Origin of the sequence: Oscillibacter sp. (assembly GCF_032060045.1) — a bacterium.
Taxonomy (GTDB): domain Bacteria; phylum Bacillota; class Clostridia; order Oscillospirales; family Oscillospiraceae; genus Oscillibacter.
Genome location: NZ_DAMBZJ010000009.1, coordinates 23,200 through 38,479, shown reverse-complemented (window position 1 = coordinate 38,479; position 15,280 = coordinate 23,200). Strand labels below are relative to the sequence as shown.

Here is a 15,280-nt window from a genome sequence, read left to right as displayed (position 1 = left end):
ACCCCCCTGCCCGACAAAACGGTGACTGCTAATACATCTGGGCAAAAAAACACGCCCCTTCCGGAACGGCAAGGGACAATACATCATTATTAAAAAGCACAACCCCCATCTGTCCAACGCAGATGGGGGGTTACTTCTGACTGGGGTTCTCTGCCATGTTACTACCTCTTACTTTCGTAGATTCACGTTTGGAAGGCCAAGATGCTGAAGCTTGCGCTGTGGAATGCCGGAAAAAGCTTTGCGGGATTACCGGAAAACAGGAAAAACGCTCGGTGACAGCCAATCCATAAAACACCAATTGCACGCAGATAGTTGCCTTGGACATTGCCAAAACCGAATCTCGTGATTCTCATTGAAATGAGTCATGTCTCGTCTTTGGTTCCCTCCGGAGCTTCACTGGAGTCTGCCGGAAATTCGCCAAGGATTTGCCGGGTTGCAGGAAACGTACTTACTCTTGCGGGAAAATACATTCGCTGAAATCAGTCTACGCTTGCGGTGACATTGCGGGATACTTCCAAACGCGGCGGTGGAAATGAGACTGGATTTTGCTGAACCAGCTAGCCCATTGGACTCACTCCCTTCCGGTAACTATTAAATACCACATTAGCGCGTAAAAGTCAAGCGATATTTGTAAGTTTCTACATTCCGCTATTACTCCATCGCATGTTTTTGTTCAATCTGCACAGTTATCCAGATCGAGTTTTAGGTCCTTCCCCTCTTCTCCCAATGTTTGGAAAAAAGCAGGGATCGAGAGAGAAGACTCGGTGCGAAAAGCAGACACAAGCGCATGTAGGTTGTCCTCATTGTGCTCAATCTCCCGGCAGTAAAGCCGCAGGGCCTCGCCAAGCGGCAGAAGGCTTGCCGCCCGCTCCACCACTAAACCACTCAGCAGGGCAAACTGCACCCGTCCCAGCAAGTCCCCGTCATTGACCGCCTTGAGGGTATAGCGAAACAAAAAATAAGCCACAATCCGTTCCAGCAAAGCTTCTGGGACTGCACCGGGAACGGGTTCCCTCTCCCGGCGCAGCAGCGCCCGCCAGTCGTCCCCCAAGATTTCCAGACCCGACAGCACCTCCCACGCCCGGGGAAACACCCCCGTTCCCGCCACGTGACAGCCGGAGACGGGACCCGTCCACATCCGGCAAAGCGCCGGGAGCAGCGGGGCGTTGTCCTCGTCCAGCAAAATCTGCGCTTCCTCCGCCAAGGCCAGCAGCTCCGCAAGGCGAGACTTAAGTTTACGAGGGCGCCCCTGTAAAATCTCCAGAAGCTTTTCCCGGACGGACAGCAACGGAGCCAGCCAAGGGTCGGCTTCCTCCCCCGCCTCGTTGGTTTCCGTTTCAGGAAACGTCAGCGGCGCGGAGGAGGAAAGCAGCAGACGGCAGGCCTCCGGGCAGGAAGCCACGAGGCTTGTCTCCCGCAGCGGTCCATAATCTTCAATAAACCTTGGATGGCTGCGGCAGACCTCGCTGGTACCCTCCGGCCCCAGAGCCCGGTGGATCGCGCACAGGCCGTCCGCATCCCAGAAAGGACAGTGGCCCGTGTCTGTCAGGGCGAAGAAATCCTCCCCGTCCTCGGTTTTCAGGGCCGCCCGGAGCCGCTCTCCCAGCGGCCCCGGAAAGGTGCGGTAAACGGCGGCGGAAACTTCATCCACCACCACCTCCCAGCCCTGACAGCAGGAGTGGGGACACGCGCCCGCAAGGCATTGAAATTGTTCCAGATAATCCGGCGCCCGCAACTGCATGCTGCCCGCTCCCCTTGATTAAAGATTTAAGCCGTCCACGGCGACCTTCAGCCGCTCCATAGCCTGCTCCAGCACGGAGCGGGGACAGGCGGCGTTTAAACGCATGAAGCCGTTGAGGTTCCGTCCAAAGGAATCTCCGTCGTTCAGGCCCAGCCGCGCCTTGTGGATCATAAAATCGTGCAGTTCCCGGTTGCTCAGCCCCAGTGCGCGGCAATCCAGCCAGACGAGATATGTGGCGTCCGGCACAGTGGGACGAATCTGCGGAATATGTGCAGCGCAGTAGTCATGAATGTAGTCAAAGTTGGCGCTGAGATACGGAAGAAGCTGGTCCAGCCACTCGTCGCCATGGGTAAACGCGGCCTCCATGGCCGTGAGGGAAAAGGCGTTGTTGCGGTGAATGTCCATGCGGTGCCAAAAGCGGTCGAACACCCGCTTTTTGTGCCGGTTGGGAAACACCACGGTGCTGGCCTGCAAGCCCGCCAGATTGAAGGTCTTGGTGCCGGAAATGCAGGTGATGACGTTTTCCGCAACGCTGGCGGTGACAGTGTGCTTCTTCCCGTGGAAAATCAAATCGGAGTGAATCTCGTCGGACACCATGGGTACCCGGTATTTTTCGCACAGCTCTCCCATCCGCCGCAGCTCCTCCGCCGACCAGACGATTCCCAGAGGATTGTGAGGGTTGCACAGGATAAAGAGGTCGCACCGGCCCAGCTTTTCCTCAAAGTCCGCCCAGTCCACGGTCCATTTCCCATCCTTCTCCACAAGGGGGGTTTCAACCACGTTGCGTTCCCACGCCTCGGTCATGTCGTAAAACTCGGAATACACCGGCGTTTGAATCAACACGCTGCCTCCCGCCGGAGTAAACAGCTGTATGCAGGCGGAAAGCGTCTGCACCACGCCGAGACTGAAGCTCATCAGGCTCTGGTCGATTTCCCAGCCGTTCCGCCGCTTCTGCCAGCCGCGGATGGCCGTAAAATAGCTGTCTGGCCGGGCAGTATAGCCCCAGATGCCCTCCTCCGCCCGGGCTTTCAGCGCGTCGATAATGGGCTGGGCGGTGCGAAAGTCCATGTCCGCAATCCACAGGGGAATCACGTCCTCCGTGCCGAACTTTTTCAGCCGCTCATCGTATTTAGCGGCGCGGTTGCCGGAGCGGTCGATGACAGTATCAAAATTATAGTTCATAAATAGCCTCACTTTCCAGAATCACCTATGAATTGTTCGCGCAGGGCAGGATACATCTGCACACAGCACACCATCCTCGGATCCGTGCCGGGCGCAGGGCAGGACGCGAATGGCCTATCGCCATATTCCGCGGCTTTGCGCAGCTTGAAAAATCTTCCGGACGCAAACCAAGTCCGCTGCTTTGCGGTTATTTTACCACGCTTCAGCCCACCGTGCAATCCCGTCTGTTTTCCCCTACCGAAAGACGCAGCAAACCCTTTTTATGGCGTAAGCGCCAAAATTCCGCATTTTTTCCTATTGACAAACCAAGCGCCTGCGTTTAGAATTACCTCGAATTAGTTCAATTTTTTTGACTAAATAAAATTACTCATTTATATTTAAGGAGATATTCACAATGGATTTTGAGAAGGTACGCGACGTAATCGTGGAAACACTGGCCTGTGAGGCCGAACAGGTGACGCTGGAGGCCACTTTGGCAGAGGATTTGGGCGCGGATTCCCTAGCTTCCGTGGAGCTGGTGATGGCGCTGGAGGAGGCCACGGGTGTGGCCATCGACGACGCGGAGCTCCCCAATCTGAAAACCGTGGGCGATATCGTGAAGTATCTGGAAGCTCACAAGGCCTGATTGCCGCACATCGACCGAAAGGGAACCGCTGCGGTTCCCTTTCGCGCTATAAAGGTTTTTGCGTGCCCTATGGGGGCCGTTAAAAGGGCGCGCTCCCGGTGAAAACCGGAGTGCGCATATAGGAAGGAGAATCATGACTAACTCCGAAATTTTTGAATTGATGGACCGCTTTGAAAAAAGCGGCATTCTGACCATGCGTGTCTGTGTTGGCGGCGATGAGTTGGAACTGAGCCGCGCGGGCTCCGCACCGGCGGCTATCGCCGTGTCCGCTTCCGAAACGCAGGAGGGGCCGGTGATCCACGCTCCGCTGGTGGGAACGTTTTACGCCGCTTCCGCCCCGGACCAGCCTCCCCTTGTTCATCCGGGCGACCGTGTAAGCAAAGGGCAGACCGTGTGCCTCATCGAAGCCATGAAGATGATGAGCGAGGTAACGGCTCCCTGCGACTGCGTGATTGAAGAGGTGCTGGTGCAAAACGGCGACCTGCTGGGCTTTGCCGCGCCTATCTTCCGCTATCGGGAGGCGTAATCATGTTCAGGCGCATTTTGATTGCCAACCGGGGCGAAATCGCGCTGCGGGTGCTGCGGGCCTGTCGGGAGATGGAGATTGAAACGGTGGCAGCATATTCCACCGCCGACGCGGATGCGCTCCATGTCCAGCTTGCCACCCGGAGCGTTTGCATCGGTCCGCCCAAGGCCGCCGACAGCTATCTCAATCAGGCAGCTCTTTTGACCGTTGCCAAAGCCACGGGGTGCGACGCGGTTCATCCCGGATACGGCTTTTTGTCGGAAAATGCCGACTTCGCTGACGCCTGCACGGCTGCGGGACTGAAATTCATCGGCCCCTCCGGCGATTCCATCCGCAAGGCGGGAAGCAAGGCCGCCGCCTGCGCGCTGATGTCTGCGGCAGGCGTTCCCACGGTTCCCGGCTCCGGCGGCCCGCTGGCGGATGTGGATGCCGCTTTGAAAGTCGCCGAACAGGTGGGCTATCCCGTGCTTCTGAAGGCCAGTTCCGGCGGCGGCGGACGGGGCATTCGCAAGGTGGAAACCCCTGAGGATCTGCCCGCCGCGTTCCATGAAGCCGTGGCGGAGGCTGTGGCCTGCTTTGGCGACGGGACGATGTATCTTGAAAAATTCGTGGTAAATCCCCGGCACATCGAGTTTCAGATTCTGGCGGACAGTCAGGGAAACACCATTCACCTTTTTGACCGGGACTGCTCCATTCAGCGCCGAAACCAAAAGCTGATTGAAGAAGCGCCCGCCCGATGCCTCACACCGGAGCTGCGCCGTGAGATGGGCGAGGCGGCGGTTCGCGCCGCCCGTGCCGTGGGCTATGAAAACGCCGGAACGGTGGAGTTCCTTCTGGCGGAGAACGGGCGATTTTACTTCTGCGAGATGAACACCCGCATTCAGGTGGAGCACGGCATCACAGAGCTTGTCACCGGAGTTGACTTGGTACGCCAGCAAATCCGCATCGCGGCAGGTCTTTCTTTGGGCCTTTCGCAGGAAGACGTTCATTTGACCGGGCACGCCATTGAATGCCGCGTGAACGCGGAGGATCCCTCTGCCGATTTCCGTCCCTGTCCCGGTACGGCGGCTTTTGTCCACTTTCCCGGGGGAATGGGCGTGCGGATTGACTCAGGGCTTTACAGCGGCTATACCCTGCCGCCCTATTACGATTCTCTGGCGGCAAAGGTTCTGGTTCACGCACCTACCCGGCTGGAAGCCATTCGCCGGATGCGCCGTACGCTGGAGGAACTGACCATTGAGGGCTTTGCCACCAATGCGGGGCTTAGCCATCTGATTTTGTATCATCCGGATTTTATTCGGGGGACCTGTACCACCGCGTTTCTGGAAAATCATTTACAGGAGCTGGTGGACTGGGACCGCAAGGCAGTGGAAAGTGAGGCGGTCAAATGACTTCGATTTTTGCCCAACGGCGGCAAAAGCTGCTGGCAATGAAGGCTTTTCGGGACGGACAGACTCATGCGCCCGCAGCCGGGACAGTTTGCCCCGGCTGCGGCGAGACAGTGGGCGTGGGGACGCTTGCCCAGACCCAGTATGTCTGCCCGCTTTGTGGCTATCACATGCCTTTGGGGAGCTACTACCGGCTCAGCACGATTTTGGACGCCGGCTCCTTCCGCGAGCTGAACCCCCGCCTGACCTCCACGGACCCGCTGCATTTTCCCGACTATTCCACAAAGCTGGAGGCCACTCGGAAAAAGACCGGGCTAAACGAAGCCGTGGTCACCGCCGTGGGAGCCGTGGATGGACAAAAATGCGTCATCGGGGTTTTGGACGGGCGGTTTTTCCTTGGCAGCATGAGTGCCGCCGTGGGAGAAAAAATCACCCGCGCCATCGAGTTTGCCGCAAAAAGTAAGCTCCCCCTGATTCTCTTTTCCGCCAGCGGCGGGGCAAGAATGCAAGAAGGCATTCTCTCCCTCATGCAAATGGCAAAAACAAGTTCCGCCTTGGCCCGGTTTGATGAAAAGGGAGGCTTTTTCATCTCGGTTCTTACGAACCCCACCACGGGCGGCGTCACCGCCAGCTTCGCAAGCCTCGGCGACGTGATTCTGGCGGAACCGGGCGCGCTAATCGGCTTTGCCGGTCCCCGGGTCATCGAGCAGACCATCGGACAAACGCTGCCGGAGGGCTTTCAGCGGGCAGAGTTTCAACTGAAGCACGGCTTTGTGGACGCGGTAGTCCCCCGCAGTGAGCTGCGGGACACGATTTCCCATCTGCTGGCGCTTCACGGGAAAGGAGGCCGCAATGAATGAGCCTATGACCGCCGCCGAGCGGGTTGCGATTGCCCGCCACCATCAACGGCCCAACGCGCAGGAGATTTTTGACTTTTTGTTTACGGACTTATTTATCCAGCGGGGCGACCGTCTGGGGGGTGAGGACGAGAGCATTTTAGGGGGCGTGGCCCGATTTCATGGGCGGCCCGTCACGGTGATTGCCACTCGTAAAGGCCGCACGCTGGACGAGAATATCAAATACAACTTCGGGATGCCCTCCCCAGAGGGCTATCGCAAGGCTCTGCGCCTGATGCGTCAGGCCCAGAAGTTTCGTCGCCCGATTTTCACGTTTATCGACACGCCGGGGGCCTATCCCGGCATGGAGGCGGAGGAACGGGGACAGGGCGAAGCCATCGCCCGGAACCTGATGGAGATGAGCCGCCTCACCGTGCCCATCATTGCCACCGTCACCGGCGAGGGCAACAGCGGCGGCGCACTGGCTTTGGGCGTTGGGGACCGGGTGCTGATGCTGGAAAACGCGGTGTATTCCATTCTCTCCCCGGAGGGGTTTGCGACCATTTTGTGGAAAGACGCCTCCCGCCACGGGCAGGCTTGTGAACTGATGCGGCTCACCGCCCCAGACCTGAAGCGGCTGGGAATCATCGACGAAATCGTCCCCGAACCGGCGGGGGGCGCACATCTGGCCCCGGACATTGCCCTGCGCGAACTAGACGAAGCGCTTGCCCGGAATTTAAAGTCCTTTTCCCGCCAGAGCGGGGAGGCGCTGGCTGCGGGGCGGTATCGGAAATTCAGACAGATGGGGACACCCCCGAAGGAGGACCAATGAGCGGAATTAAAATTTGCGGTGCGGGACACTACGTCCCGCCGAAGCTGGTCAGCAACGCCGACCTTGAGAAAATCGTGGAAACCAACGACGAGTGGATCACCTCTCGTACGGGCATCAAAACCCGTCACCACTGCGTTGAGGAAACCCATGCCGACATGTGCCGCCACGCGGCGCAGACGGCGCTGGAGCGGGCAGGGATCAGGCCGGAGGAAATTGGCGTGTGCATCGTGGCCACATTTTCGTCGGACTTTCTTTCCCCCAATGCCGCAAGCCTTTTGCAGCGGGATTTGGGTCTTCTAAACGACACGATCTGCTTTGACATCAACGCCGCATGCAGCGGCTTCCTCTTCGCCATCCACACAGCGGAATGTCTGCTGGCGGCATCGCCCCGGAAATATGGGCTGGTGCTGGGGGCGGAGATGCTCAGTCGCTTTATCAACTGGGAGGACCGAGGCACCTGCGTCCTCTTTGGCGACGCAGCGGCCGCCGCCGTGGTGGAATGGAACGAGGAATATGAATCCCTCGGCGCGGTGCTCCACTGCGAGGGCGACAGCGAAATGCTGGGCGTCACAGGCTCGGGCCACAAGGCCCCGCCGCAGATTTTCATGCATGGCCAGCAGGTATTCAAGTTCGCGGTGAACGCCGTGCCCTCCTGCATGGATCAGGCGCTGAAGCGCAGCGGAAAAACGATTGACGATGTGGACTTTTTCGTGTTCCATCAGGCCAACACCCGCATCATTGATCTGGCGGTGAGAAAGTATCACATTCCGGAGGAGAAGTATTACAAAAACATTGAGAAATACGGCAACACCTCCGCCGCCAGCATTCCCATGGTGCTCAGCGAGCTGACAGAGCTTGGCAAGGTCGGCCCCGGCAGCCGGGTGATGCTGGTGGGCTTTGGCGGCGGACGCGCCTGGGGCGCCGCGCTGGCGGAATTTAAATGAGAGGACGGACCCGCGCCTGCGGGGAAGCAACGTGATATGAGATTGAACGAGTTTCTGGGAACGGAGTTCCCCATTATTCAGGGCGGCATGGCCAACATCGCCACCGGCGAATTTGCCGCCGCCTGCGCCAATGCGGGCGCCCTTGGCATGATTGCCACCGGCGGCTGGGACGGCGAGCGTCTCCGGCAGGAGATTCGCCGGGCAAGAGAGCTGACCGATAAGCCCTTCGGCGTGAATCTGATGCTGATGAGTCCTCATGCCGATGATATCGCAAGAGTGATTCTGGAAGAAAACGTCCGGGTGGTGACCACCGGGGCAGGCAACCCCGGAAAGTATATCCCCGCGTGGAAGGAAGCGGGCATCAAGGTGATGCCCGTGGTGGCGGCGGCGGTGCTGGCAAAACGGCTGGAGCGTTACGGCGTGGACGCGTTTATTGCCGAGGGCACCGAATCCGGCGGGCATGTGGGCGAGATGACTACCATGGCGCTGGTTCCGCAGGTCATCGACGCGGTAAACGTCCCCGTCATCGCCGCAGGCGGCATTGCCGACGGACGGCAACTGGCGGCGGCCTACTCGCTGGGCGCAATTGGCGCACAGGTGGGCACCTGCCTGCTTGCAAGCGAGGAGTGCCCCATTCACGACGGATACAAGCAGGCAATTCTCAAGGCGAAGGACTCCGACACCGTGGTGACGGGCCGCAGCATCGGCGGACCTGTCCGGGTTTTGAAAAACAAGATGGCCCGGACCTATCTGGAGCTTGAAAAGCGCAATGCCACGCTGGAGGAGCTGGAAACCGTGACGCTGGGAGGATTGCGTCGGGCAGTGCTGGAGGGCGACGTGGAGAACGGAAGCGTAATGACCGGTCAGGTGGCTGGAATGCTCCACGAAATCCGTCCTCTGCGGAACATCTTGGAGGAGCTTGTGGCAGCGGGTGACGCCCGCATCCGAGAATTGGCGGCAAGTCTATGAAGCTGGGATTTTTATACGCTGGGCAGGGTTCCCAGCACCCCGGCATGGGCGCGGACCTGTATGAACAATACCCCGCCTTTCGGGCCGCGCTGGATGCGGCCAACGCGGGCTTTGATTTGAAGTCCATCTCCTTTGCGGACCCGGACGGCCTTTTGAATGCGACGCAATACACCCAGCCCTGCATGGGGGCCTTTGCCGTGGGACTGACCGATGTTTTGGCGGAAAAGGGCATTGTCCCCTCCGTCGCTGCGGGATTGTCGCTTGGCGAATATTCCGCACTATACGCCGCAGGCGTGCTGGACGGGAAAACCACCGTGGAAATGGTCACTTTTCGCGGCAAGGCCATGACTGACGCGGCAAAGGGCGTGGAATCCGCCATGATGGCCGTGCTGGGGGCTGACCGGGAAACGGTGGCCGCCGCCTGCAAAGCCGCATCCAGCCTTGGCGTGGTGGAGCCCTGCAATTTCAACTGCCCGGGGCAAATTGTCATCGGAGGTGAACGGGCGGCGGTGGAAAAGGCGGCATCTGTCGCTAAGGAGCTGGGCGCAAAGCGCTGCATGCCCTTAAACGTCAGCGGCCCGTTCCATACTTCCCTTTTGAAACCCGCTGGAGACGCGCTGCGGGAATATTTTAAAACCGTGGACTTTCAACAGCCAACCATCCCCGTCCTGCACAACTGCCTGGGCGGCGAAAACCGGACCGGGGAGACCATCCCCGCTCTGCTGGAACGGCAGGTTCAGTCCGCAGTGTACATGGAGGACTGCATCCGCGCCATGGCGGCACTGGGAGTGGACGCAATCGTGGAAATCGGCCCGGGCAAGTCCTTGACCGGTTTTGTGAAAAAAACGCTTCCCGGCTTCCCCGTGTTTAGTGTAGAAACAGCAGAGGATGTTGAGAAACTGCCGGAACTGCTGAAAGGGGTGGAACGCGGATGAATTTTACGGGTAAAACAGCCGTAGTCACCGGCGGGAGCCGGGGGCTGGGCCGGGCCGTGTGCCGCAAGCTTGCCGAGCATGGCGCAAACGTGGTCTTTTCTTACGCAGGAAATACCGCCGCCGCGCAGCAGACGCTTTCGGAGCTGGAGGGCATGGGCGCAAACGTCCGCGCCGTACAGGGCAGCGTGGCGGACAGCGAGGCCGTAAAAGCTCTGATGGACACCGCCGTCAAGGAATTTGGCAAGCTTGACATTCTTGTAAATAATGCGGGCATTACCCGGGACGGACTGGTAATGCTTATGAAGGAAGAGGACTTCGACGCGGTGATTGACACGAACCTGAAAGGGACGTTTCTTTGTATGAAGACCGCCAGCCGCATTATGCTCCGGCAGAAATACGGCCGCATCGTGAATCTCAGTTCCGTGGTAGGTCTTCACGGCAACGCCGGGCAGGTGAATTACGCCGCCAGCAAGGCGGGCGTGATCGGCATGACAAAATCACTTGCCAAGGAGCTGGCCTCTAAGAACATCACGGTGAACGCCGTGGCTCCCGGCTTCATCACCACCGACATGACCGACGGCCTGCCCGAGGCGGCAAAGTCCGCCTTGCTGGCCACCATTCCCATGGCCCGTCTGGGCGCGCCGGAGGACGTGGCCGAGGCCGTTGCTTTTCTTGCCGGAGCCGGGGCCGGGTATATCACCGGGCAGGTTTTGGGCGTGGACGGCGGCATGGGCATGTAAAATGGCGGGGGCAAAGGCTCCCATACGCATAAAGCAATAAGGAGACAGCTATGGATAAAAGACGAGTTGTGATTACCGGCCTTGGCGCCATCACGCCCATCGGACACTCCGCCCCCGAAACCTGGCAGGCGGTGCGAAATGGAGTGTGCGGCGTGGCCCCCATCACCGCCTATGACGCATCCGCCCAGAAGGTCACGCTGGCGGCTGAGGTCAAAAATTATCAGTCGGATGATTTTCTGGATAAAAAAGAAGCGAAGCACATGGCCCGCTTCACTCAGTTTGCGGTCATTTCTGCCCGAGAGGCTCTGAAAGACGCCGGTTTTGACCCTGAAAAAACGGATATGGATCGCTGCGGCGTAATCGTGTCCAGCGGCATCGGCGCACTGCAAAACACCACAGCCGGTATCTGGAAAAGGGCATTGACCGGGTTTCTCCCTTCTATATTCCCATGACCATCTGCAACATGGCGGCAGGGCAAATCGCCATCGACGCGGGGTTCCGCGGCATGTGCTCCTGCCCTGTGACGGCTTGTGCCGGAGGCACCAACGCCGTGGGTGATGGATTCCACTATATCCGGGACGGGTATGCCGACGTAATGCTCTGCGGGGGCAGCGAATCCGCGGTCACACCGCTGGCCATCGGCGGGTTCACCACCATGAAGGCCCTAACCCAGAGCGCCGACCCCAATCGTGCTTCCATTCCCTTTGACGCGGAGCGCAGCGGCTTTGTGTTGGGCGAGGGTGCGGCAATTCTGCTGCTGGAGGAGCTGGACCACGCACTGGCCCGGGGCGCGAAGATTTACGCGGAGTTTGTGGGCTATGGCTCCACCTGCGATGCATATCACATGACCGCTCCCCTGCCCGGCGGCGAAGGCGGCGCCAAAGCCATGGCCCTGGCCCTTTCCGACGCGGGGGCGCGGCCCGAAGATGTGGACTATATCAATGCCCACGGCACCTCCACTCCCTTAAACGACGCAGGAGAAACCGCAGCCATCAAAACCGTGTTTGGCGAGCACGCAAAAAAACTTGCCGTCAGCTCCACCAAGTCCATGACCGGCCACATGCTGGGCGCGGCAGGGGCGGCGGAGGCCCTGTTCTCCGCGCTGGCGCTGAAAGAGGGGTATCTCCCCGCCACCATCAATTATCAGGTAAGTGATCCCGCCTGTGATCTGGACGTGGTGCCGAATGTGGGTCGAAATGCCAAATTGCGGTACGCTCTTTCCAACTCCTTGGGCTTTGGCGGGCACAACGGCAGCATCCTTTTGAAGAAATGGGAGGGCTGAACCATGGGATTGCAATATAACTCCGACGAAATTGCCCAGATTCTGCCCCATCGCTATCCCTTTGCTCTGGTGGACCGCATTGTGGACGGTGAGGCGGGAAAGTGGGCCAAGGGAATTAAGTGCGTCACGGTGAACGAGCCGTTTTTTCAGGGACACTTTCCTCAAAAGCACGTAATGCCCGGCGTTTTGATGATCGAGGCCATGGCGCAAGTGGGGGGCGTGGCCGTGCTGGCACTGCCGGAAAACCGGGGAAAAATCGCCCTGTTGGGGGCTGTGAAAAACGCGCGCTTCAAGCGGCAGGTAACTCCCGGCGACGTACTGGAAATCACCTGCACGCTGACAAAGCAACGCGGCCCGGTGGGAATCGGTCAGGCGGAAGTCCGGGTGGACGGCACGTTGACCGCCACGGCGGAGTTGACCTTCGCCATCGGACAGTGACGGTCGGTTTTGAGCATCGGCCGGAATGCCCAGAAGGGCGGAAATTTAAAAGAAGGTGGTTTTTAACGTGCTGGATCAGCTTTTTTTTGAGGTGTATAGCAAATTTAAGCTGCATTTTTATCAGGAGATTTTAACCGGTTTCCAATCACGAGAGGCCAGCCTGACCACCATAGAAACCTTTTGCATGGAGTCTATTCAGGCGCTGAAAAGCCCCACGATCAACGAGTTTGCATCGTTTCTGCACATCTCCCCTTCCAATGCCGCCTACAAGGTCAACAGTTTGGTAAAAAAGGGGTATGTGGACCGGGTACAGTCTCCGGCGGACCGGCGGGAGTATCATCTGCGGGTGACGCAGAAGTATATTGATTACTACAACATCAGCTCCTCCTATGTGCGGGAGGTGACGAAGCGGATGCAGCGGCGCTTTCCCCCGCACGACTGTGCGAAGCTGGAGGAGATGCTACGCATCATCAGCGGCGAGCTGATGCCGGAAGTGGTGCTACCGGATATTACCGCCATCGAATAAAGCATCGAAAAAACCCGAGAGCGCCCTGTAAGGGTGCTCTCGGGTTTCATTTTGCTTAAAATCGTCTTACTTATGGTCCACCGAGGCCATATAGCAAGCCAGCTCCACCATTTTGCTGGAATAACCGTACTCGTTGTCATACCATGAGACAACTTTGACAAAGGTGTCCGTCAGGGCAATGCCCGCCTTGGCGTCGAAAATTGAAGTGCGGGAATCTCCAAGGAAATCAGAGGAGACAACCGCATCCTCGGTATAGCCCAGAACACCCTTCAGCTCCCCCTCAGAGGCGGTCTTCATGGCCTTGCAGACTTCTTCATAGGTGGCGGCCTTTTCCAGATTGACGGTTAGGTCCACCACGGACACATCCAGCGTGGGAACACGCATGGACATACCGGTGAGCTTGCCGTTCAGGTCGGGGATGACCTTGCCAACGGCCTTTGCCGCGCCGGTGGTGGAGGGAATGATGTTTCCGCAGCCTGCCCGGCCGCCGCGCCAATCCTTCAAAGAAGCACCGTCCAGAATCTTCTGGGTGGGGGTGACGGAGTGAACGGTGGTCATCAGTCCGTCCTTGATGCCAAAGCTCTCGTGGAGCACCTTGGCAATGGGGGCCAGACAGTTGGTGGTGCAAGACGCGTTGGACACGAACTGCATGTCGGAGGAGTACTTTTTATTGTTCACGCCCTGGCACTTTTCCTTTGTCAGGTGCTGCCCGGTGCACTCGCAGACATACTCAGCCCCCGCGTCGCCCCAAGGGATGCTGCCAACTTCCTTCTCCGCGTACACTGCAATACGCCGTCCATTGACAATCAGCGCGCCGTCCTCATAGGACACCTCGCCCTGAAACCGGCCATGCACCGTGTCGTAGCGCAGCATGTACGCCATATAGTCAGGAGTCATAAACGGATCGTTCACCGCCACAACCTCCACGTCGTTCCGGGCCTGAGCGACACGGAAAACCAGACGACCAATGCGGCCGAAGCCATTAATTCCAATCTGAACTTTCATAAGGAAACGTCTCCTTTCAAATTCGGCCACTTTAAACTCGGCCACTGAAAACCGATTGCGCAACCGTTTGTGTTAATCGTTTACATCTGCATAGTATCACAACTTGCTTGCCTTTGCAACTGTCAAAACTGTAAGATTTTTTATTTCCACTTGTATAAAACCGATAATATTTGAAAAATCCGCACAATATTGTGTTTAAAATTGCCCCAGGGCCTTGACGTTGTATCGGAAGGGGCATATACTAATCACTAATTAAAGGATTACGTAATGCTGACACAGCTTGCGCAAGCCCCACGGTCTACGAAACGTGGCATTGTGGCTGTGGCTGTGCGGCGTGTCCGCGCTTAACCGTTCCCGTCTCCGGGTATTGGGACAAGCGAACCTACGTGAGAAAGGAGCGGTTCTCCACGATGAAAGTGACCATCAGCGATGTGGCAAAGCTTGCCGGCGTGTCCACGGCCACGGTCTCCCACACCATCAACAACACGCGCTACGTCTCGGAGGAGACAAGAGAAAAGGTTTACGCAGCCATCTCCCGTCTGGGCTATACGCCGGACGCCTCCGCCCGGAGCTTTCGCACCGGAAAACGGAAAACCATCGGCTTTATCGTGCCGGACATCTCCAATAAATTTTTCGCCACCATGATTGAGTCGGTGGAAAACTATCTGGCCGCCGCCGGGTATCACCTGATCATTGCCAACACTAAGGAGGACATGGACCGGGAGGAGCGGAATATTCGATTGCTTGCCGCCGGTCTTGTGGACGGACTTCTTATCGCCAGCACCATGGACAGCTTCCAGCGGCTGAACAGCCTGATTCCGGCGGGCTTTCCCGTGGTGTTGGTGGACCGGGTGTTTGACGAGAAGAAATTCACTTCTGTGTGCGTGTCAAATTTCCAGCCCATCTACCGCAGCGTATGCCGTCTGGTGGGCAAAGGCGACCGGCGCATCGGCATCATCGGCGGTCTGCCCCGCCTGTCTTCCACGCAGGAGCGCATTTCTGCCTATCAACAGGCTATTTCAGACTGCGGCCTGGTGGCGGAGGAGTCGCTGATCCGCTATGGAGACTCCATGGAAAACAGCGCCCACGGCTGTCTTGACGAGCTTTTAGAGCAGCATTGCGACGCGGTGATCGTCACCAACGGTCTGATGGCCTCGGAGTCCATCATCCACTTGCACCGCAAGGGTGTGCAGCTTGCCCAGGACATCGACCTTGTGAGCTTTGTGGACTACGAATCGGATTTTTACGAACTTTACGCCAACCAGATTGACTCCATTGTCCAGCCTGTGGATGAGTTGGGGAACATCGCCG

15 protein-coding genes and 1 pseudogene are annotated in these 15,280 nt (G+C 58.2%); 13 read left to right on the top strand and 3 right to left on the bottom strand.

The window, feature by feature from the left end:
• Window positions 1-673: 673 nt before the first annotated feature.
• On the bottom strand, window positions 674-1,741 hold the full coding sequence (gene fliB, locus RT018_RS05420; protein ID WP_312939985.1) for a flagellin lysine-N-methylase: 1,068 nt from the start codon (window positions 1,739-1,741) through the stop codon (window positions 674-676).
• Between the two features lie 18 nt (window positions 1,742-1,759).
• Window positions 1,760-2,923 carry a MalY/PatB family protein gene (locus RT018_RS05415; RefSeq protein ID WP_312939983.1) on the bottom strand — a complete coding sequence of 388 codons (1,164 nt, stop codon included), beginning with the start codon at window positions 2,921-2,923 and terminating at the stop codon, window positions 1,760-1,762.
• Window positions 2,924-3,317: 394 nt separating this feature from the next.
• Here RT018_RS05415 and acpP point away from each other — a divergent pair, with 394 nt between their 5' ends.
• The 12 genes and pseudogenes from acpP (at window position 3,318) to RT018_RS05355 (ending at window position 12,964) form a co-directional block, all read left to right on the top strand.
• Entirely contained in the window at window positions 3,318-3,548 is a 231-nt protein-coding gene (gene acpP / locus RT018_RS05410) for an acyl carrier protein (RefSeq protein WP_312613186.1), read from the top strand.
• Between the two features lie 133 nt (window positions 3,549-3,681).
• Window positions 3,682-4,074, top strand: coding sequence for a biotin/lipoyl-containing protein (locus RT018_RS05405; RefSeq protein WP_312939981.1), 393 nt, complete (start codon window positions 3,682-3,684; stop codon window positions 4,072-4,074).
• A 2-nt stretch (window positions 4,075-4,076) separates the two neighbouring features.
• The gene (accC, locus tag RT018_RS05400; RefSeq protein WP_312939979.1) at window positions 4,077-5,465 is read left to right on the top strand and encodes an acetyl-CoA carboxylase biotin carboxylase subunit; all 1,389 of its coding nucleotides are present in this window, start codon (window positions 4,077-4,079) and stop codon (window positions 5,463-5,465) included.
• Window positions 5,462-6,322: an acetyl-CoA carboxylase, carboxyltransferase subunit beta gene (gene accD / locus RT018_RS05395; RefSeq protein ID WP_312939977.1), complete on the top strand. Its 861-nt coding sequence runs from the start codon at window positions 5,462-5,464 to the stop codon at window positions 6,320-6,322. Before accC ends, accD begins: the two co-directional genes overlap by 4 nt.
• On the top strand, window positions 6,315-7,130 hold the full coding sequence (locus tag RT018_RS05390) for an acetyl-CoA carboxylase carboxyltransferase subunit alpha (RefSeq protein WP_312939975.1): 816 nt from the start codon (window positions 6,315-6,317) through the stop codon (window positions 7,128-7,130). Before accD ends, RT018_RS05390 begins: the two co-directional genes overlap by 8 nt.
• On the top strand, window positions 7,127-8,074 hold the full coding sequence (locus tag RT018_RS05385) for a beta-ketoacyl-ACP synthase III (protein WP_312939973.1): 948 nt from the start codon (window positions 7,127-7,129) through the stop codon (window positions 8,072-8,074). The genes RT018_RS05390 and RT018_RS05385 overlap by 4 nt, the downstream gene beginning before the upstream one ends.
• 36 nt (window positions 8,075-8,110) lie before the next feature.
• Entirely contained in the window at window positions 8,111-9,043 is a 933-nt protein-coding gene (locus tag RT018_RS05380; protein WP_312939971.1) for a nitronate monooxygenase, read from the top strand.
• Window positions 9,040-9,978, top strand: a complete 939-nt coding sequence (gene fabD, locus RT018_RS05375) for an ACP S-malonyltransferase (protein ID WP_312939969.1) — start codon at window positions 9,040-9,042, stop codon at window positions 9,976-9,978. Before RT018_RS05380 ends, fabD begins: the two co-directional genes overlap by 4 nt.
• A complete protein-coding gene (fabG, locus tag RT018_RS05370; protein WP_312939967.1) occupies window positions 9,975-10,718 on the top strand; it encodes a 3-oxoacyl-[acyl-carrier-protein] reductase in 744 nt (247 codons plus the stop codon). The genes fabD and fabG overlap by 4 nt, the downstream gene beginning before the upstream one ends.
• A gap of 50 nt (window positions 10,719-10,768) precedes the next feature.
• Window positions 10,769-12,000: pseudogene (fabF, locus tag RT018_RS05365) on the top strand (beta-ketoacyl-ACP synthase II).
• Window positions 12,001-12,003: 3 nt separating this feature from the next.
• Entirely contained in the window at window positions 12,004-12,438 is a 435-nt protein-coding gene (gene fabZ / locus RT018_RS05360) for a 3-hydroxyacyl-ACP dehydratase FabZ (protein ID WP_312939965.1), read from the top strand.
• Window positions 12,439-12,505: 67 nt separating this feature from the next.
• Window positions 12,506-12,964, top strand: a complete 459-nt coding sequence (locus RT018_RS05355) for a MarR family transcriptional regulator (protein ID WP_312939963.1) — start codon at window positions 12,506-12,508, stop codon at window positions 12,962-12,964.
• 66 nt (window positions 12,965-13,030) lie between these two features.
• Here the strand turns inward: RT018_RS05355 and RT018_RS05350 are convergent, their stop codons facing one another.
• The gene (locus RT018_RS05350; RefSeq protein ID WP_312939961.1) at window positions 13,031-13,969 is read right to left on the bottom strand and encodes a glyceraldehyde 3-phosphate dehydrogenase NAD-binding domain-containing protein; all 939 of its coding nucleotides are present in this window, start codon (window positions 13,967-13,969) and stop codon (window positions 13,031-13,033) included.
• Window positions 13,970-14,379: 410 nt separating this feature from the next.
• On the opposite strand from RT018_RS05350, the gene RT018_RS05345 reads away from it, so the two are divergent.
• A partial coding sequence (locus RT018_RS05345; RefSeq protein ID WP_312939959.1) for a LacI family DNA-binding transcriptional regulator occupies window positions 14,380-15,280 on the top strand: 901 nt, incomplete at its 3' end.